Raw genomic sequence first — 19166 nt, 5'->3', positions numbered from 1 at the left:
CGCCGAGCCGCCCCGCCCGCCCGAGGCCACCGGCGTCGACCCGCGGCGGTCATCCGGGAACGCCGGGGCGGATCGTGGTGCCAACGGTGGCGGCCGGCCCGGCCGCCCGCCCGGCGGCACCGTCGCGCTGGACGAACCGCCGGTCCGGGCCCGGTGCCTGGGCGAGCTGCCGCTCGGTGAGCGGGTGACGGTCCGCCTGGTCACCGCCGACCCCGCCGAGCGCAAGGTTCTCTTCGAACGCGCCTGACCGGCATCGCCGGCCGCTCCGGTGCGGAGTCCTGGCGACCGCTGTCGGGAATGCCGCTCCGGCGCGGAGCAGACCGGGCGGACTGGCTCATCGCCATCCTGACGGCCCGCTGAGCTACCGGGGCGGGTCCTCGGCGGCACCGTCGGGTGTTGGTCAAGACCCGCCGGCACCTCAGGCCGGCCGCCTCCTGGTCACCGCCTACCGATGTGATGTCGTAGGTGGATCACCTGGTCGCAGCGATCCCGGCCGGCTGAGTCATTCACGTCATCAAGTCGGTAGCGGCCGCCGGGCGATGCCGGCCCTCGCGTCGAACGCCAGGCTCGCGCCGGGACGCCGTCGCCTGGTCATCAAGTCGGTAGCGGCCGCCGGGCGATGCGGGCCCTCGCGTCGAACGCCAGGCTCGCGCCGGGACGCCGTCGTCTGGATGGTGGCGAGTTCCCGATCGGGGCGGGCGAGCGGCGGTCGCCCACGGGGGGTGGCGGCGAGATCCCGGGGGCCGACGAGCGGAGCCGGCAGCGGGGATTGTCACAGCGCCCGGCCGTCCCACCGAACGATGACCTTTGCGAGGATGGCCGCATGGCTTACGACGCGACCACCCTGCCCGACGTCTCCGGGCTCACCGTCGGCATCATCGGTGGCACCGGGGATCAGGGGCGGGGACTCGCCTACCGGTTCGCCCGGGCCGGACAGGCCGTGCTGATCGGTTCCCGCGCCGCCGACCGGGCGGCCCAGGCCGCCGCGGAGATCGCCGCACTGCCGGGCGTGCCGGCCGGCGCCCAGGTGACCGGCGCGGACAACGACGAGGTCGCGCGCCGCAGCGACGTGGTGATCGTCGCGGTGCCGTGGGACGGGCACGCCGCCACCGTCGCCGCCCTGGCCGCCCCGCTCGCCGGCAAGATCGTCATCGACTGCGTGAACCCGCTCGGCTTTGACAAGCAGGGGCCGTACGCGCTGGCCGTGCCGGAGGGCAGCGCCGTCCAGCAGGCCGCCGCGCTGCTGCCCGACTCCCGGGTCTGCGCCGCGTTCAACCACGTCTCCGCGCCGCTGCTGGCCGACCCGGAGGTCGACCGGATCGACCTGGACGTGCTGATTTGCACCGAGGACCGGGAGCTGGTCGGCGTGGTCGCCGCGCTGGCCGCCCGGATCCCCGGTATGCGGGGCATCTACGCCGGCCGGCTGCGCAACGCGCACCAGATCGAGGCGTTCACCGCCAACCTGATCGCGATCAACAAGCGGTACAAGGCGCACGCCGGGATCCGGGTCACCGACCTCTGACGGTCAGCCGCCCGCACGCGGAGCCTGGGCGGCCCGGAGCAGGTCCGGGGTGAGGCGCAGCATCGGCGGCCAGCCCGGATCCGGCCGGAAGCCGGTGTGCGTGCCGTCGAACGGGAACTCGCCGGCCTCCACGAGCGCGACCAGCCGCTCGCCCTCCGCGCGGACGGCGTCGGCGGCCGCCCGGTCGAAGTAGGCCAGGTGCCCGATCCGCTCGGTAAACTCGCCGGTGTCCTTCCACTCCCACCGCCGCTGCGGCGTCACGACGATGTCGAGGACGTGGTCGACGGTGTCGACGCCGTCGGGCCGCCGGGCGTACGGGTCCTCGAGGTTGACGTACCAGCCGGCGAAGGCGCCGTCCCGGAAGAACCACCACACCGAGTACGCCGCGGCGGGCGGCATGAGCACGAGGATGTCGTAGCCCGTCCAGGCCTGGACGGCCAGCTTCGCGTCGCGCATCCGGTCGACGGGAAGCTCGTGCAGGGTGTTGCCGTCGGCGTCGACCAGCCGGGCGTAGTCGCTGCCGACCGGGTGCCAGAGCAGCAGGCCGTCCGCGTCGTCGGCGACCACCAGCATGGGTTGCAGCCAGGAGCACCGGCCATCGCGCAGGTAACGGCGGGTGATGACCTGCCCCGTTCTGAAGATCATCAACGCACCGTACCGGAAGCCGCGGGCGGCGCGGGGCGTGGCCGCGCCGCCCGGCGTACCTCAGAAGGTGTGCTCGGCGGCGGGGAACTCGCCGCCGCGCACCTCGTCGGCGAACCGGCGGGTGGCGTCGGTCAGCGCCCCGGCCAGGTCCGCGTAACGCTTCACGAAGCGCGGCGCCTTCCCGGTGCGCAGGCCGGCCAGGTCCTGCCAGACCAGCACCTGGGCGTCGGTGTCCGGGCCGGCACCGATGCCGACGGTGGGGATGGCCAGCTCGGCGGTGATCCGCTTGGCCACCTCACCGGGCACCATCTCCAGCACCACCGCGAACGCGCCCGCCTCGGCCACGGCCCGGGCGTCGGCGAGCACCTCCTCGGCGGTGTCGCCGCGGCCCTGCACCCGGTAGCCGCCCAGGGTGTGCTCGCTCTGCGGGGTGAAGCCGATGTGCGCCATCACCGGAATGCCCGCCCCGACGATCGCCTCGATCTGGGCGGCGCAGCGCCGGCCGCCCTCCAGCTTCACCGCGTGGCAGCCGCCCTCCTTCATGAACCGGACCGCGGTGCGCAGCGCCTGCGCGGGCCCTTCCTCGTACGAGCCGAAGGGCAGGTCGCCGACGACGAGCGAGTGCTTCGTCGCCCGCACCACGGCGCGCACCAGCGGCAGCAGCTCCTCGGCGGTCACCGGCAGGGTGGTCTCGTAGCCGAACACGTTGTTCGCCGCCGAGTCGCCGACCAGCAGCACCGGGATGCCCGCCTGGTCGAAGATCGCGGCGGTGTACTGGTCGTACGAGGTCAGCATCGGCCACCGCTCGCCGCGCTCCTTGGCGGCGATCAGGTCGCGGGTACGGACCCGCCGGGTGGCCGGCCCGCCGTAGAGGGCGGTCACCTCGGCCGGGGTGGACTCCACCATGACTCTCTCCTTCCTCGAGGCCGCCTTCGCGGTCCCCGGGTTCCGCCGCGATCGTCGCACCGGACGAGCGGGCGGCGGCAGGGCGGAGTGGAGGATTTCACTCGCGGCCGGCCGACGGCCGCCGCCGGGTGGTCAGCCGTCCTCGCGCCAGCGGTTGGTGATCGGCAGCCGGCGGTCCCGGCCGAACGCCTTGATGGAGATCTTCGTGCCCGGCGCGGACTGCCGCCGCTTGTACTCGGCGGTATCCACCATCCGCAGCACCCGGTCCACGATCGCCGGGTCGTGGCCGGACTCGACCAGCCCGTCCCGGCCCAGGTCGCCGTCCACATAGCCGATCAGGATCGGGTCGAGCACGTCGTACTCGGGCAGGCTGTCACTGTCGAGCTGGCCGGGGCTCAGCTCGGCCGACGGGGGCTTGCCGATGGAGTTCTCCGGGATCGGCGGGGTTTCGCCGCGCCGCTCCGCCTCGGCGTTGCGCCACTTGGCCAGCCGCCAGATCAGCGTCTTCCAGACGTCCTTGACCGGGTTGTAGCCGCCCACCGAGTCGCCGTAGAGGGTGGAGTAGCCCACCGCCAGCTCGCTCTTGTTGCCGGTGGTGAGGACCAGGTGGCCCTCCTGGTTCGACAGCGCCATGAGGATCACCCCGCGCACCCGGGCCTGGAGGTTCTCCACGGTCACCCCGGACAGCGACAGGTTGGCCAGGAAGGCGTCCACCATCGGCTGGATCGGCTCGATCCGGTAGTCCAGGCCGGTCCGCTTGGCCAGCTCCTCGGCGTCCGCCCGGGAGTGCTCGGAGGAATGCTGGCTGGGCAGCGAGACGCCGACCACCCGGTCCGCGCCGAGCGCGTCGACCGCGAGGGCCGCGCACACCGCCGAGTCGATGCCGCCGGAGAGGCCGAGCACCACCGACGGGAAGCGGTTCTTGTTGACGTAGTCGCGCAGACCCAGCACGAGCGCGTGCCACACCTCGGCCTCGTCGGCGACGGGCTCGATGATGCCGCCCACGGCGACGTTGTCGGTGGCGGCCGGCGGCAGGATGTCGCTGACCTTGGCCCGGACCACCCGCATCCCGTCCGCCAGCTCCTGCTCCCCGTCGACCGGCTCCTTCGCCGGCGGCAGCTCGAGGTCGTGGAGCAGCAGGTGCTCGACGAACTGCGGCGCCCGGGCGAGCAGCGTGCCGCCCGCGTCGACGACCATCGAGTCGCCGTCGAAGACCAGCTCGTCCTGGCCGCCGACCATGTTCACGTACGCGACGGCGGCGCCGGCCTCTGCGGCCCGGCGGCGGACCAGCGGCAGCCGGACGTCGTCCTTGTTCAGCTCGTACGGCGAGCCGTTGATGCTGAGCACCAGCCCCACGCCGGCCTGCCGGGCCACCGCGAACGGGCCCCCGGCCTGCCACAGGTCCTCGCAGATGGTCAGCGCCACGTCCACCCCGCCGACCCGCACCACGGTGAGGGTGTCCCCGGGCACGAAGTAGCGGTCCTCGTCGAAGACGCCGTAGTTGGGCAGGTGGTGCTTGAAGTAGGTGGCGGCGATCCGGCCGCCGTGCAGCACCGCGGCCGCGTTGCGCGCCCCGTGGCCCGGCTGCGCGTCCGAGCTGACCTGCGGCGGCCCGTCCGCGTCGAGGTAGCCCACCAGCACCGGCAGGTCACCGACCCCGTCGGCGGCGAGGTCGGCGGCGAGCCGCTCCAGCGCGGCCCGGGACGCGGCGACGAAGGAACGGCGGAAGACCAGGTCCTCGACCGGGTACCCGGTCAGCATCAACTCTGGGAAGAGGGCGAGCTGGGCGCCGGCGTCGGCGGCCTTGCGCGCCCAGGCACGGACCAGGTCGGCGTTGCCGGCGACGTCGCCGACGGTGGGATTGACCTGGCACAGGGCGAGACGCAGGGTGGGCATGCCCTCATCTTGCCCCAGCGGGACGGGTCGAACCGGGCCGGACGCGGGAGACGCCGGCCACGGTGGCGCGGTCCGGACCGGCCGTCCGGGGCGGCGTCCCTGCGGGCGGGACACGGCAGGACGGTACGCGGGGTGGGGGCGTAACGTCGGCGTAACGAGGCCGGTGGAGACTGGGCGGTCAGGCCGGACCGGCCCGACCGGTGCGGACGTACGTGTCACGAGGGGTGGAAGTGGACCGTCAGCAGGAGTTCGTCCTCCGTACGCTGGAAGAGCGGGACATCCGGTTCGTCCGGCTGTGGTTCACCGACGTGCTCGGCACCCTCAAGAGCGTGTCGGTGGCCCCCGCGGAGCTGGAGGCGGCCTTCGAGGAGGGCATCGGTTTCGACGGCTCGGCGATCGAGGGCTTCGCCCGGGTCTTCGAGTCGGACATGGTCGCCATGCCGGACCCGACCACCTTCCAGGTCTTCCCGTTCGAGGGCGGGGTGAGCGGCGAGAGCGCCCGGATGTTCTGCGACATCCTGCTCCCCGACGGCAGCCCGTCCTGGGCCGACCCGCGGCACGTGCTGCGCCGGGCGCTGTCCAAGGCGGCCGAGAAGGGCTTCACCTTCTACACCCACCCGGAGATCGAGTTCTTCCTGCTGGAGAACGGCCCCCAGGACGGCTCGCCGCCGACCCCGGTGGACACCGGCGGCTACTTCGAGCACACCACCCACGCGGTGGCCCGGGACTTCCGCCGCCAGGCGGTGCTGGCGCTGGAGCGGATCGGCATCTCGGTGGAGTACAGCCACCACGAGGTGGCCCCCGGCCAGCAGGAGATCGACCTGCGCTACGCCGACGCCCTGACCACCGCCGACAACATCATGACCTTCCGGCACGTGGTGAAGGAGGTGGCGCTCTCCACCGGGGTGCAGGCCAGCTTCATGCCGAAGCCCTTCACCGACCAGCCGGGCAGCGGCATGCACACCCACCTGTCGTTGTTCGAGGGGGAGCGCAACGCGTTCCACGACGGCGGCGACCCGATGAAGCTCTCCAAGGTGGCCAAGTCGTTCATCGCCGGCCTGCTCACCCACGCCCGCGAGTACACCGCCGTCACCAACCAGTGGGTCAACTCGTACAAGCGGCTCTTCCCGCAGGCGCTGCCGGACCGGATCACCGAGAGCCCGGCGTACGTCTGCTGGGGTCACCTGAACCGGTCCGCGCTGGTCCGGGTGCCGGCGTACGGCAAGCCGAACTCGGCCCGGGTCGAGGTCCGCTCGCTGGACTCGGCGACCAACCCGTACCTGGCCTTCGCGGTCATGCTCGGCGCCGGCCTCAAGGGCATCGAGGAGGGGTACGAGCTGCCCCCGGGCGCCGAGGACGACGTCTGGTCGCTGAGCAGCGCCGAGCGGCGCGCCATGGGGTACGAGGCGCTGCCGGAGAACCTGTCCGAGGCGATTGACGTGATGGCCGGTTCGGAGCTGGTCGCCGAGGTGCTCGGCGAGCACGTCTTCGACTTCTTCCTGCGCAACAAGCGGGCCGAGTGGGAGCAGTACCGCCGCGAGGTCACCCCGTACGAGCGGCAGCGCTACCTCTCGCTCTAGGTCGACCGGCCGCGCGCTGTCGTACCCCGGGCATAGCGTGCGGGGGGTGAACCGGACGGACCGTCTCTACGCCCTGGTGGAGGAGCTGCGCGCGGTGTCGCCCCGCCCGCGCAGCGCCCGCTGGCTGGCGCAGCGCTTCGAGGTCAGCACCCGCACGGTCGAGCGGGACATCACCGCGCTCCAGCAGGCCGGGGTGCCGATCTGGGCCGAGCCGGGGCGCACCGGCGGCTACGTGGTCGACCGGTCGCGCACCCTGCCGCCGGTCAACCTGAGCCCGGGTGAGGCGGTGGCGATGGCCGTGGCGCTGCACCGCCTCGCCGGCACCCCGTTCGCCCCGGCCGCCGGCGCGGCGCTGCGCAAGCTGGTGGCGGTGATGCCGCCGGCCGACGTGGCCGAGGCGCACCGGCTCGCCGGCCGGGTGCACCTGATCGACCGCGGGCCGGCCGGTCCCGTCCCGGCCGCCGTCGCCGACGCGGTCGCCGCCGGGCGGGTGCTGCGGCTGCGGTACGCGGACCGGGGCGGCACGGACTCGCTGCGCGACGTGGAGCCGCTGGCCTACCTGGGCAACCCGACCCACTGGTACCTGGTGGCCTGGTGCCGGCTGCGCGACGGGGTGCGCTGCTTCCGCACCGACCGGATCGTCTCGGTGCGCCCGCTGGCCGAGCCGGTCACCCGGGAGCTGCGCCCCGAGGACATCGACATCCCGCGGGACCGGCTGCGTCCGCTGAGCCTGGTCTGAAACCCGACAGCGGTTGAGCCGGAAACACCGACAGGACGCTGTCGCGGCGGCCCTGGAGGCTGACTCCTGACGGCGCCGGCCGACCGGCCGGCGCGACCACGAGGAGGCAGCATGTCCAGCATTCCGGTGACCTGGTTCGAGATCGGTTCCGACCGCCCCGACGAGGTCCAGGGCTTCTACGCCGAGCTGTTCGGCTGGACGTTCGAGGAGCAGGGCGGCCCGCAGGGGTCGTACCGGCAGACGACGGGCGGCGGGGAGCGGGGGATCGGTGGGGCGATCCGGGGCCTCGACGGGACCGCGCCGAACTACGCGATCTTCTACGCCGAGGTGGCGGACGTGGCGGAGAGCTGCCGGCGGGCCGAGGCGGCCGGCGGCAAGGTGCTGCTGCCGCTGCGGACCGCGCCGAGCGGGCTCACCCTCGCCCACCTGCTCGACCCGTCGGGCAACCGGATCGGCGTCTTCACCCCGCCGCCCGCGGGGTGAGCGGTCGGGGTGGCCCCGCCGGGGCCGGCCGGGAGGGAGGTCGGCCGGTGCGGAGGGGGCGGGGCCACCCGGGTCACTTGTCGCCGGTGCCGGACCAGCCCCGGGGGCCGTGGCCGGGACGGTCGCCGGGGCCGTGGCCCCCGCCCGGGCCCGGGAAGACGCCGGCCTCGACGGCCTTCAGCACCGCGTCGGCCTGCTCCTGGGTGAGCTTGCCGTCCTTGACGGCCTGGTCCAGCCGCTCCTTCAGCTGCTCCTGCCGGTCCTTCAGCCGCTCCTGGCGGTCCTCGGCGGACGGCCGCTGCGGCCGGTCGGCCTGGCGCTGCTCGCGCAGCTTCTCCAGCGCCGCGGTGACCTTGTCGGTCGACACGCCCAGCTCCTTGGCGAGGGCCTCGGCGAACTCCTGCTGACGGTCGCCGCCCCGGTCGGTGCTCGTGCTGGCGCTCGGCGACGGGCTGGGGTTCTTGTCGCCGGCGAGCGCCACCGTCGGGGCGGCGATCCCGACGCCGAGCACGCCGGCGGTGGCCAGGCCGGCCAGCAGGTGCTTCTTCGACAGCCTGCGGATCATGCGGTTCTCCTGTCCCGTGGTGGTGCGATGACGTCACCGACAGTGACCGGCGAACCTGGGGAAACCCCATCGCGACCCTATGAACCCGCTGAAAATCCGGCCCGGAAACCCGGACAAAGCAGTTGCGAGGGTGGTGGCCGCCCGGCAGGGTGGGCGGTCCGACGAGGAAAGGCGGCCCGCCATGACGTCCCCGCGTATCCGGGAGATCCCGCTGACCGGCGCGGGCTCCGGGCCGTACGGGATCACCATCGGCCCGGACGGGGCCTGCTGGCTCACGCTGGCCGGCTCCGGCGGGGTCGTCCGGCTCGACGCCGACGGGACGGTGCGGACGTACCGCGACGACCCGGCGGAGAGCCGGCCGCTGATCATCACCACCGGTCCGGACGGCGCGCTCTGGTACACCCGCTCCGGCGACGATCACCTCGGCCGGATCACCGTCGACGGTGCGACCAGCTCCGTCGCGCTGCCGGCCGGGACCGCCCCGTGCGGCCTCGCGGTCGGCCCGGACGACGCCCTCTGGTACGCCGGGATGGGCGATGACACCGTCGGCCGGGTCACCGTCGACGGCGCGGTCAGCACGTTCCCGCTGCCGGTCGCCAAGGGTTTCCCGTCGATGCTGGCCGCCGGCCCGGACGGGGCGCTCTGGCTCACCCTCAACCAGGCGAACGCGATCGCCCGGGTGGCCGTGGACGGCCAGGTGACCCTGCATCCGCTGCCGACCGGGGCGGCCGGGCCGGTCGGCATCACCCTCGGCGGGGACGGGGCGCTCTGGTTCGTGGAGATCGCCGCCGGTCAGCTCGGCCGGATCACCCCGGACGGCTCGATCAGTGAGATCCCGTTGCCGGACCGGGCCGCCCGGCCGCACGCCATCGTGGCCGACCCGGCCGGCGGCTGCTGGTTCACCGAGTGGGGCGCCAACCGGATCGGCCACGTCGACGCGTCCGGCCGGATCACCGCCCACGACCTGCCCACCCCCCACTCGGAGCCGCACGGCCTCACCGTGGCCCCCGACCACAGCGTCTGGATCGCCCTGGAAACCGGCGCGGCAGCCCACCTCACCCCCGACCCGGCCGGGGTCAGGCGACGGCGGGAGTGACCGTGAGGATGCCGGCGTCGGCGTCGAGGGTGGCCTCGGTGCCCACGGGGACGGTGAGCTGCCCCACGCCGTGGCCGATCGGCAGGCCGCCGAGCACCGGGACGCCGAGATCACCCAGCCGGTCGGCGAGCACGTCGACGACCGTGGTGTCCCAGCCGTCGGCGCACTCGGTGAACTGGCCCACGGCCACCCCGGCCAGGCCGTCCAGGGCACCGCAGCGGCGCAGGTGGGTGAGCATCCGGTCGACCTTGTACGGCGGCTCCTGCACCTCCTCGATCAACAGCACCGCCCCGGTCAGGTCCGGCATGTCCGGGGTGCCGATCGACGCGGTGATCAGGCAGAGGTTGCCGCCGAGGAGCGGGCCGGTCGCCCGGCCGGGCACCCGCACGGCGTACGTCTCCTCGTCCCGCGCCGCCGCCACGGTCACCGGTTCGGTGGTCATCAGCGCGGCGTGCAGCGACTCGGCCGAGCTGAGCGGGGTGCGTTCGTCCAGCCAGGCGGCCCCGGGGCCGTGCACGCTCGCCAGCCGGGCGCCCCGCCAGAGCGCGAACTGCAGGGCGGTGATGTCGGAGAAGCCGGCCACCACCTTGGGGTCGCGGCGGACCGCGGCCATGTCGATCAGGTCGACCACCCGCTGCGCGCCGTACCCGCCGCGGGTGCAGATCACCCCGCGCACCTCGGGGTCGGCGAAGGCGGCGTTCAGGTCGGCGGCGCGCAGCTCGTCCCCGCCGGCCAGGTAGCCCTGCCGGGCGTACGCGTGGCGGGCCAGCACCGGCCGCAACCCCCAGCCGGTCAGCAGCTCGATGCCGCGGGCCACCCGCTCGGGCCGGGTGGGGCCGGAGGGCGACACCAGCATCACCGGGTCACCGGGACGCAGGACCGGTGGGCGCAGGCAGTCGTCGGTGGGCACCTGCCGGAGCCTAGTGGGCGCCCGCCGCGCCGAGCCGGACCGGGCGGCGTCGGCCGTACCGGATAGCCTCGGTGCCGTGGCAACCGCGCTGGTGATCGAGAACGACCCGACCGACGACCTCCGCCGCCTGGGGGACTGGCTCACCGAGGGGGGCCTGGACCTGTGGGTGCTGCGCCCGCACGCCGGCGACGAGCTCCCCGGCGACCTGGACGGCTACGCCGCGCTGGTGGTGCTCGGCGGTGAGCAGCAGGCCTACCCGCGGCCGGACGGCAGCCCGGGGGCGCCCTGGTTCCCCGCCCTGGAGGGCCTGCTGCGCAAGGCGGTCCGCCAGCGGGTTCCCACCCTCGGCGTCTGTCTGGGCGGGCAGCTGCTGGCCAGCGCGCACGCCGGCCAGGTCGAGCGCAGCCCGTCCGGGCCCGAGGTCGGCCCGGCCGTGGTGGGCCGGCGCGACGCCGCCGAGCAGGATCCCCTCTTCCGGTACGTGCCGCTGATGCCGGACGTGCTCCAGTGGCACTCCGACGAGATCACCGAGCTGCCGCACGGCGCCACCCTGCTGGCCGCCTCCACCCGCTACCCGCACCAGGCGTTCCGCCTCGGCGACCGGGCCTGGGGGCTGCAGTTCCACATCGAGTGCGACACCGCGATGATCGCCGACTGGGCCCGCGACTCGACGCTCCTGGCCGAGCTGGGCTACGACCCGGAGCTGGTGGTGGCCGCCTGTGACCGGGTGATGGCCGACGTGGAGGAGGTCTGGCAGCCGTTCGCGGTCCGGTTCGCCGCCCTGGCCACCGGCGAGCTGACCGACGACAGCCTCCGGCGCAGCCTGCCGCTGCTCGGGCACTGAGATGACCCGACCGACCAGGGGCCGGCTCGCCCGCTACGGCTTCGCCGAGGGCGACGCCGGGGTGCGCGCCGCCGACCTGCTCGGCCCGGACGGGCTGGGGCTGTGGCGGGTCGAGGAGCAGGAGCCGGCCGACGAGCGGGCCGCCGGGCTGCTCACCGCGCTGTCCCGCGCCGCCGACCCCGATCTGGCCCTGCGCCAGCTGCACCGCCTCGTCGAGGCCGAACGCCGGGCCGCCGGTACGCCCGCCGCCGCGCCGGCCGCCAACGCGCCGGCCGCCAACGCGCCGGCCGCCGCCGCCGCGCCGGCGGCGGGCAGTGCCGGATCGGCACCGGGCCGGTCACCCCTGCTCGACGCCCTGCACGCGGACCCGGGGCTGTGCCGGCGCCTGGTCGCGGTGCTCGGCGCCTCCTCGGCGCTCGGCGATCACCTGGTCGCCAACCCGGGCCAGTGGCTGGTGCTGGCCACCGACCCGGACGGGCTCGCCCCGGCCGCCGACGGCCGGCTCGACCTGGCCGCCGCCGGGTTCAGCGCCGGGTCGCAGCCGGTGCCGGTGCTGCGGCAGGCGTACCGGCTGGCGCTGCTGCGGATCGCGGCGGCCGACCTGACCGGCGGGCGCGGCCTGGAGCAGACGATGGCGGCGCTGTCCCGGCTTGCGGACGCCACCCTGGCCGCCGCGTTCGACATCGCCGTGGCCGAGCTGCCGGAGGGGACCGCCCGCCCCCGGCTCGGCGTGGTGGCGATGGGCAAGTGCGGCGGCCACGAGCTCAACTACGTCTCGGACGTGGACGTCATCTTCGTCGCCGCCACCGACGACGACCTGGCCGCCGCCACCCAGGTGGCCACCCGGCTGATCCACGTGTGCGGGCTGGTCGCCTGGCCGGTCGACGCCGCGTTGCGGCCGGAGGGCAGCCGCGGGCCGCTGGTGCGTACCCTCGCCAGCCACCTCGCCTACTACCGGCGCTGGGCCCGGACCTGGGAGTTCCAGGCGCTGCTCAAGGCCCGCCCGGCGGCCGGCGACCTGGCGCTGGCCGGGGAGTGGATCGAGCAGCTCGCCCCGCTGGTGTGGACCGCCGCCGAACGCCCGGAGGCGGTCGAGGACGTCCGCGCCATGCGTCGAAAGATCATCGACAACATCCCGCCCAAGGAGCTGGAACGCGAGATCAAGCGCGGTCCCGGCGGGCTGCGCGACATCGAGTTCGCCGTCCAGCTGCTCCAGCTCGTGCACGGCCGGGCCGACGAGTCGCTGCGGGCGCCCGGCACCATTCCGGCGCTGCGCGCCCTGGTCACCGGCGGCTACGTCGGTCGCGCCGACGGCGAGGCGCTGCTGCGCGGCTACCGCTTCCTGCGCGGCGTCGAGCACCGCCTCCAGCTTCAGGCCCTGCGCCGGACCCACACCGTGCCGACCGAGCCGGCCGCGCTGCGCTGGCTGGCCGCCGCGCTCGGCTACCAGGCCAGCCCGGGCCGCAGCGCCGTCGAGGAGTTCCGCGCCGAGTGGGTCACCCACGCCACCGAGGTACGCCGACTGCACGCCAAGCTGCTCTACCGGCCGCTGCTGGAGTCGGTGGCCCGGGTGCCGGCCGAAGGGCTGCGGCTCACCCCGGAGGCGGCCCGGCACCGGCTGGAGATCCTCGGCTTCGCCGACCCGGCCGGCGCGCTGCGCCACCTGCAGGCCCTCACCGGCGGGGTGAGCCGGACCGCGGCCATCCAGCGCACCCTGCTGCCGGTGCTGCTCAGCGAGTTCGCCGACGCGCCGGAGCCGGACCGGGGGCTGCTCAACTACCGGCAGGTCTCCGACAAGCTCGGCAGCACCCCCTGGTACCTGCGGCTGCTGCGGGACTCCGGGCCGGTGGCCCGCCGGCTGGCCCGGGTGCTCTCCTCCTCCCGGTACGCGGCCGACCTGCTGTCCCGCGAGCCGGAGGCGCTGCGCCTGCTGGCCGAGGAGAGCGAGCTGACCCCGCGCCCCCGCGAGGTGCTCTGCGAGGGCTTCACCGCGGCGGCGGCCCGGCACGACGACCCGGTCGAGGCGACCCGGGCGATCCGCGCCCTGCGCCGCCGCGAACTGGTCCGGCTGGCCTGCGCCGACGTGCTCAGCCGGGCCGGCGCGCTCGCCCCGCTCACCCCCCGCTCCGCCGACGGCGCCCCCCGGATCCCGACGCTGGCCGACATCGGCGCGGTCGGCACCGCCCTCTCCGACGTCGCGGACGCCACCCTCGCCGCCGCGCTGCGCACCGCCCGGGCCACCCAACCGGTGCCGCCGGGCCTCCGCTTCGCCGTGATCGGCATGGGCCGGCTCGGCGGGTACGAGTCGAACTACCTCTCCGACGCCGACGTGCTCTTCGTCTACGACCCGCCGCCGGGCGGCGAGGAGAGCGCGGCCAGCGCCGCCGCCCACGCCGTCGCCGAGGAGCTGCGCCGGCTGCTCTCCGCACCGGCCCCCGACCCGCCGCTCGGCGTCGACGCCGACCTGCGCCCGGAGGGCCGGCAGGGCCCGCTGGTGCGCAGCCTCGCCGCGTACGCGCAGTACTACGCCCGCTGGTCGAAGGTGTGGGAGGCGCAGGCGCTGCTGCGGGCCCGGTTCGTCTGCGGAGACGCCGACCTGGGCGCCGAGTTCGAGGCGATGGCCGACCGGGTGCGCTACCCGGCCGACGGGCTGACCCGCGAGCAGGTGGTGGAGATCCGCCGGATCAAGGCCCGGGTGGAGACCGAGCGGCTGCCCCGGGGCGCCGACCCGGCCACCCACACCAAGCTGGGCCGGGGCGCGCTCGCCGACGTCGAGTGGGCGGTGCAGCTGCTCCAGCTCCGGCACGCCGGCCGGCACCCGGAGCTGCGCGGCACGCGTACCCTCGACGCCCTCGCCGCCGCCCGGGACGCCGGCCTGGTCGACCCGGACGACGCCGCCGCGATGGCCGCCGGCTGGACGCTCGCCGCGCAGGTACGCAACGCGCTGATGCTGGTCCGCGGCCGGGCCGGCGACCAACTGCCCCGGCACGGGGTGGAGCTGGCCGGCGTGGTCCGCCTGCTCGGCCGGGACGACCCGGGCGAGTTCCTGGACGACTACCTGCGGACCGGCCGCCGCTCCCGGGCGGCCATGGAGCGGGTCCTCGGTGCCTGAGGCGCCCGGCCAGGTCCCGTCCGATCGCCGCCCGCCCCGCGGCGGTCCCCGGTTGGTCGGGTGGCCCGGCGTGCTGGCGGCCGGCGTCGCGCTGCTGCTCGGCGTGGCGTTCCTGCTCGCCCCGCCGATGGGCACCGACCTGGCCGCCCAGGTCGCCCGGGCCGGCTTCGTCGACCGGCACGGCGCGGCCCCGATCGACCTCGGCTGGTACGGCGGGGTCAACCAGTACGGCTACAGCCTCTTCACCGCCCGGCTGGGCGCCGCGCTCGGGGTACGGCCGCTGGGCGTCCTCGCCGCGGTGCTCGGCGCCGCGGCGCTGGGCTGGCTCTTCGCCCGGCACCGGGCCCGCCGGCCGGTGCTGGCCGGGGTGCTCGGCGCGGTGGTGCTGGTCGGCAACCTGGCCAGCGGCCGGATCACCTTCGCCGTCGGCCTGGCCTTCGGGCTGGTCGCGCTCGCCGCGGTGAGCGCCGACCGGCCGGGGCGGCCCGCGCGCCTGGTCCTGGCCGCCGCGCTCGCCGCCTCCGCCACCTGGGCCAGCCCGGTGGCCGGGCTGTTCACCGGCGTGGCCGGCGCGGCGCTGCTGCTGGCCGGGCTGCGCCGCGGCGACGGCCCGGGCCGGCCGTTGCCGGGCGGCTGGCGGGCGGACCGTCCGCTGGCCGAGAGCCTGGTGCTCTGCCTCGCGCCGGCGCTCGCGCTCGCCCCGATGGCCGTGCTGTTCGGCAACGGCGGCAGCCAGCCGTACTCGGCCGAGTCGATGCGGATCAACGTGGCGCTGGCCGTGCTGGTCTTCGCCGTGCTGCCCCGGCGCCGCCGGGTGCTGCGGATCGGCGCGGCGCTCACCGTGCTGCTGTTGGTCGCCGCCTTCTACCTGCCCAGCCCGGTCGGCTCCAACGCGCTGCGGCTGCCGATGCTCTTCGCGCTGCCCGTCCTCGCCGGCTACGCCCCGCTGCCCGGCCCGTGGTTGGCCGCGCTGCTCGCCGCGACCGTCTGGTGGCAGAACCCGGTGATGGTCAGCGACGTGACCCGGGCGGGCGCGGCGGAGAGCGACCCCGCGTTCCACCGCCCGCTCGCCGACGAGCTGGCCCGGCGGCAGCCGGTCGGCCGGGTCGAGGTGGTGCCGCTGCGCGACCACTGGGAGTCGGCGTACCTGCCGCCGACCGTGCCGCTGGCCCGGGGCTGGGAACGGCAGGTGGACACCGACCGCAACGGGATCTTCTACGCCGACCCGCTGACCCCCGACGGGTACGCGGACTGGCTGCGCCGGGAGGCCGTCCAGTACGTGGCGGTCGCCCCCGACGCCCCGCCGGACCGGTGGGGACGCGCCGAGGCCGACCTGATCGAAGCGGGCCAGCCGTACCTGCGGGAGGTGTGGCGCGACCCGCACTGGCGGCTGTACGCCGTGGTCGACCCGACGCCGCTGGTCGGTGCGCCGGGCCGGCTGGTCGCCGCCGACCAGGCCCGGGTGCGCTTCACCGCGGACCGGGCCGGTGACGTGCCGGTCCGGGTCCGCTGGTCCCGCTGGCTGACCCTCGCCGGCGGCGACGGCTGCCTGCGGCCCGGGCCGGACGGCTGGACCGCGGTGCGGGTGCGTACCCCCGGCGAGTTCACCGTCGCCAGCAGCCTGACGCCGCGGGGGCACTGCTGAACCCGCGCCCCGGCCCGGTGCCCAGCGTCGGTCCCGGCCGGCCGGGCTGGCAGCATGGCGGGGTGCCTCACCACGTCTCGCGCTGGACCGGCCTGGCCGGTTCGGCGCTGCTCGCCCTGTCCGCCTTCCTCGGCGGCGCGTTCCCGCACGCGAACCTGCGCCCCACCCCGGTCGGCATCTGGCAGGGCCCGAACGGGCCACTGATCGTCGCCGCCTGGCTGGTCGGCACCGCGCTGCTGGCGTGGGCCTGGTGGTCGCTGCGGGACGGGGTGCCGTCGGTGCGCTGGGCGCTGGTCACCGCCGGGCTCTGGCTGCTGCCGATGCTGATCGCGCCGCCGTTCGGCAGCCGGGACGTCTACGCGTACGCCTGCCAGGGCGCCAGCTACGCGGGCGGGATCAGCCCGTACGAGCAGGGCGTCTCCGCGCTGCCCTGCCCGTGGCTGGACACCGTCTCGTTCATCTGGCGGGACACGCCGGCCCCGTACGGGCCGCTCTTCGTGCTGATCGCCGGGGCGGTGGTCAAGGCGACCGGCTCGCTGACCGCGAGCATCGTGCTGTTCCGCCTGCTCAGCCTGGCCGGCGTGGCGCTCATCGGGTACGCCGTGCCGGTGCTCGCCCGGCGTCGCGGGGTGCCCGCCGGGCGGGCGGTGTGGCTGGCGCTGGCCTGCCCGCTGGTCGCCATGCACCTGATCGGCGGCCCGCACAACGACGCCCTGATGGTCGGGGCGTTGGTCGCCGGGCTGGCCCTGGTGGCGTCCCGACCGGGCCGCCCGGGACCGCTGCTGGCCGCGGGAGCGCTGCTCGGCGTGGCCGTGGCGATCAAGGTGACCGCGCTGGTCGTGGTGCCGTTCGCCGCGCTGGCCGCGATGGTCGGGCCGTACCGGATCCGGACCCTGGTGCGCGACGGCGGGTGGGTGGTCGGCGGCGCCGTGGCGGTCGTGGTCGCGGTCACCTTCGGCGGCGGCCTAGACTTCGGCTGGGTCGGCGGTCTGTCCCAGGGCGGGGTGGCGGTGGCCTGGACGTCCCCGCCCACGGCGGTCGGGCAGACCATCGGCTACCTCGCGGTGCCGTCCGGCGCGCACATCGACGCTCTCCCGGTGACCCGAGGGATCGCCGTGGTGCTGCTCGCCGTGCTGCTGGTCTGGCTCTGGTGGCGCGCCCGGCACCGGGACCCGTTCTATCACGCGGGGCTGGCGCTGGCGCTGACCGTGGCGCTCTCCCCGGTGGTGCACCCCTGGTACTGGACCTGGCCGCTGGCCGTGCTCGCCGCGACCGCCGCGGTGCGGGAGAAGTGGTACCTGGTGGTCGCGCTCGTCGGCTGCTTCCTGATCCTGCCGGACGGGCTCGGCCTGCCCCGGTGGACCAAGATGCCCGGCGCGCCCTTGATGACGCTGTTGGTGATCGTGGTCACCGTCCGGTTGGTACGGTCGGCTCGGGCGGCCCGGAAGGCGGTCCCCGCGCAGGCGGCAGCCGACTGAGGAGGGGTGCCGGTGAGCGAGCCGGGCACCCCTGCCGACGGCCCGGTCCGGCCGGTCGCCGCCGCGCTCGCCCGGTACGCCGGGCTGCTCGGCGCGGTGCTGCTGACCGTCGCCGGCTGGCTGGGCGGCGCGCTGCCCGACACCCCGCCGGTCACCCGCCTCGCCGACCTCTGGCGCGCCCCGCACGGGCCCCTGGTCCTGGCCTGCTGGCTGGCCGGCACGGTGCTGCTGGTCGGCGCCTGGTGGTCGCTGCGCTGGGGCGCCCCGTCGGCCCGGTGGGCGTACCTGACCGCCGGGCTGTGGCTGCTGCCGCTGCTGGCCGCGCCGCCGCTGGGCAGCCGGGACGTCTACTCGTACGCCTGCCAGGGCTGGTCCTGGACGCACGGCGCAGATCCCTACCGCGTCGGGGTGGCCGCGGCCGGCTGCCCGTGGACCGACGCGGTGCCCCCGATCTGGCGGGACACCCCCGCCCCGTACGGGCCGCTCTTCGTGCTGCTGGCCGGCCTGGCCGTGCTGGCCAGCGGCGGCCTAGTCGGTGCGCTGGTGGCGCTGCGGGTGGTCGCGGTGGCCGGGGTGCTGCTGACCGCGCTCTGCCTGCCCGGCCTGGCCCGCGCCGCCGGCGTGCCGGCCCGGCGGGCGGCGTGGCTGGTGCTGGCCTGCCCGCTGGTCGGGGTGCACCTGGTGGCCGGCGCGCACAACGACGCCCTCGCGCTCGGGCTGGTCCTGTGCGGGCTGCTGGTGCTCCTCCGCCGGCCGGGCCGGCCGGGCGTGCTGCTGCTCGCCGGGTTGCTGCTGGGCCTCGCGGTGGCGGTGAAGGCGGTCGCCGTGGTGGTGCTGCCGTTCGCCGCGCTGGTCGCGGCGCCCGGCCGCTCCCCGCGACCCGGCGCTGCCGGGCTCGCTGGCGCGGTGCCGGCCGCCCGGGTACGGGCCCTGCTGGGCGCCGGCGCCGGGCTCGCCGGCGGAGCGCTGGCCGCGCTGCTGGCCACCTCGCTGGCCGCCGGGCTGGGCCTGGGCTGGCTGGGCGGGCTGGCGCGCAGCGGCGACTCGCAGCAGTGGACCTCCCCGCCGACCGCCGTGGGGTTCGTCGTCGACTATGCGGGCGGCCTGTTCGGCCGGGAGCCCGACGCCGTGCCGGCGGCCCGGCTGGTCGCGCTGGCCCTGCTCGCCGTGCTGCTGGTGGCGCTCTGGTGGTGGGCGTGGACGGTGCTGCGCGGACCGGGCGCCGCCCGGGAGCCGGCGTCAGCCCTGAAGCCGGTGCCCGCACCGATGCCGCTGTCGGCTGCGCAGCCGGCCGTGGCCGCGCCCCGGGTGGCGCTGCTCGGGGCGGGCCTGGCACTGGCCGCCACGGTCCTGCTCGCCCCGGTCTTCCACCCCTGGTACGCGGTCTGGCCCCTCGCGCTGCTCGCCGCGGCGACCCGGTCGCCGGCCCGGACGGCCTGGTTCGTGGCGCCCTGCGCGCTGGCCGGGCTGCTCGTCCTCCCCGACGGCACGAACCTGGCCCGGTTCACCAAGGCACCGGGCGCGATCGCGATGACGGCCCTGGTCCTGGCGGTGGCCGCCGCGGCCATCCGCGCCGCCCGGCCCCGCCCCGCCCGCCAGTCCGGGCTGCCTTGATCGACTCGGGTTGCGGCATGCTGTGGTCTCAAACCGCGGCGAGACCCCGATTCGCGGCAACCGGAGTCGATCAATAGAGGTCGAGGGCCAGCCGCGGGCCGGTGTGCACCGAAGACGGCCGGGCCGGCCCC

At 75.8% G+C, this 19166-nt stretch carries 15 protein-coding genes and 1 pseudogene; 11 read left to right on the top strand and 5 right to left on the bottom strand.

Features of this window, described 5'->3' with window-relative positions:
- Together LQ51_RS33505 and npdG are read left to right on the top strand one after the other, a co-directional pair.
- A pseudogene (locus LQ51_RS33505) lies at nucleotides 1–247 on the top strand (hypothetical protein); the annotation flags it as partial.
- 576 nt (nucleotides 248–823) lie between these two features.
- Entirely contained in the window at nucleotides 824–1522 is a 699-nt protein-coding gene (gene npdG / locus LQ51_RS22780) for an NADPH-dependent F420 reductase (RefSeq protein ID WP_046568918.1), read from the top strand.
- 3 nt (nucleotides 1523–1525) lie between these two features.
- Here the strand turns inward: npdG and LQ51_RS22775 are convergent, their stop codons facing one another.
- The 3 genes from LQ51_RS22775 to LQ51_RS22765 form a co-directional block, all read right to left on the bottom strand.
- Nucleotides 1526–2167, bottom strand: a complete 642-nt coding sequence (locus LQ51_RS22775; protein ID WP_046568917.1) for a ribonuclease FAU-1 family protein — start codon at nucleotides 2165–2167, stop codon at nucleotides 1526–1528.
- A gap of 60 nt (nucleotides 2168–2227) precedes the next feature.
- A complete protein-coding gene (gene panB, locus LQ51_RS22770; protein WP_046568915.1) occupies nucleotides 2228–3073 on the bottom strand; it encodes a 3-methyl-2-oxobutanoate hydroxymethyltransferase in 846 nt (281 codons plus the stop codon).
- Between the two features lie 132 nt (nucleotides 3074–3205).
- Nucleotides 3206–4969: an NAD+ synthase gene (locus tag LQ51_RS22765; protein WP_046568913.1), complete on the bottom strand. Its 1764-nt coding sequence runs from the start codon at nucleotides 4967–4969 to the stop codon at nucleotides 3206–3208.
- 230 nt (nucleotides 4970–5199) lie between these two features.
- On the opposite strand from LQ51_RS22765, the gene glnA reads away from it, so the two are divergent.
- The 3 genes from glnA (at nucleotide 5200) to LQ51_RS22750 (ending at nucleotide 7771) form a co-directional block, all read left to right on the top strand.
- Nucleotides 5200–6549: a type I glutamate--ammonia ligase gene (gene glnA / locus LQ51_RS22760; protein WP_046568911.1), complete on the top strand. Its 1350-nt coding sequence runs from the start codon at nucleotides 5200–5202 to the stop codon at nucleotides 6547–6549.
- A 46-nt stretch (nucleotides 6550–6595) separates the two neighbouring features.
- Nucleotides 6596–7288: a helix-turn-helix transcriptional regulator gene (locus tag LQ51_RS22755; RefSeq protein WP_046568930.1), complete on the top strand. Its 693-nt coding sequence runs from the start codon at nucleotides 6596–6598 to the stop codon at nucleotides 7286–7288.
- 111 nt (nucleotides 7289–7399) lie between these two features.
- Nucleotides 7400–7771, top strand: coding sequence for a VOC family protein (locus tag LQ51_RS22750; RefSeq protein WP_046568907.1), 372 nt, complete (start codon nucleotides 7400–7402; stop codon nucleotides 7769–7771).
- A gap of 73 nt (nucleotides 7772–7844) precedes the next feature.
- Here LQ51_RS22750 and LQ51_RS22745 read toward each other — a convergent pair whose 3' ends face one another.
- Nucleotides 7845–8336, bottom strand: coding sequence for a hypothetical protein (locus LQ51_RS22745; RefSeq protein ID WP_046568906.1), 492 nt, complete (start codon nucleotides 8334–8336; stop codon nucleotides 7845–7847).
- A gap of 181 nt (nucleotides 8337–8517) precedes the next feature.
- On the opposite strand from LQ51_RS22745, the gene LQ51_RS22740 reads away from it, so the two are divergent.
- Nucleotides 8518–9432, top strand: a complete 915-nt coding sequence (locus tag LQ51_RS22740) for a Vgb family protein (protein ID WP_046568903.1) — start codon at nucleotides 8518–8520, stop codon at nucleotides 9430–9432.
- Here the strand turns inward: LQ51_RS22740 and LQ51_RS22735 are convergent.
- Nucleotides 9413–10342: a S66 peptidase family protein gene (locus LQ51_RS22735; RefSeq protein ID WP_046568902.1), complete on the bottom strand. Its 930-nt coding sequence runs from the start codon at nucleotides 10340–10342 to the stop codon at nucleotides 9413–9415. The genes LQ51_RS22740 and LQ51_RS22735 overlap by 20 nt on opposite strands.
- 76 nt (nucleotides 10343–10418) lie before the next feature.
- On the opposite strand from LQ51_RS22735, the gene LQ51_RS22730 reads away from it, so the two are divergent.
- The 5 genes from LQ51_RS22730 (at nucleotide 10419) to mptB (LQ51_RS22710) (ending at nucleotide 19035) form a co-directional block, all read left to right on the top strand.
- Complete coding sequence (locus tag LQ51_RS22730; protein ID WP_046568928.1) at nucleotides 10419–11186, top strand: type 1 glutamine amidotransferase; 768 nt, start codon at nucleotides 10419–10421, stop codon at nucleotides 11184–11186.
- Between the two features lies 1 nt (nucleotide 11187).
- A complete protein-coding gene (locus tag LQ51_RS22725) occupies nucleotides 11188–14298 on the top strand; it encodes a bifunctional [glutamine synthetase] adenylyltransferase/[glutamine synthetase]-adenylyl-L-tyrosine phosphorylase (RefSeq protein WP_046568900.1) in 3111 nt (1036 codons plus the stop codon).
- A gap of 127 nt (nucleotides 14299–14425) precedes the next feature.
- On the top strand, nucleotides 14426–15943 hold the full coding sequence (locus tag LQ51_RS22720; protein ID WP_231605836.1) for a hypothetical protein: 1518 nt from the start codon (nucleotides 14426–14428) through the stop codon (nucleotides 15941–15943).
- 62 nt (nucleotides 15944–16005) lie between these two features.
- Nucleotides 16006–17421 (top strand): polyprenol phosphomannose-dependent alpha 1,6 mannosyltransferase MptB, encoded by a 1416-nt coding sequence (mptB, locus tag LQ51_RS22715; RefSeq protein ID WP_046568897.1) that lies wholly within the window; start codon nucleotides 16006–16008, stop codon nucleotides 17419–17421.
- Nucleotides 17422–17433: 12 nt separating this feature from the next.
- On the top strand, nucleotides 17434–19035 hold the full coding sequence (mptB, locus tag LQ51_RS22710; RefSeq protein WP_046568927.1) for a polyprenol phosphomannose-dependent alpha 1,6 mannosyltransferase MptB: 1602 nt from the start codon (nucleotides 17434–17436) through the stop codon (nucleotides 19033–19035).
- The last annotated feature ends 131 nt before the right edge of the window (nucleotides 19036–19166 follow it).

The organism is Micromonospora sp. HK10, from assembly GCF_000982955.1.
Lineage (GTDB): Bacteria > Actinomycetota > Actinomycetes > Mycobacteriales > Micromonosporaceae > Micromonospora.
The sequence above is the reverse complement of the archived record's forward strand: the minus strand, read 5'-3'. Positions and strand labels throughout refer to the sequence as shown.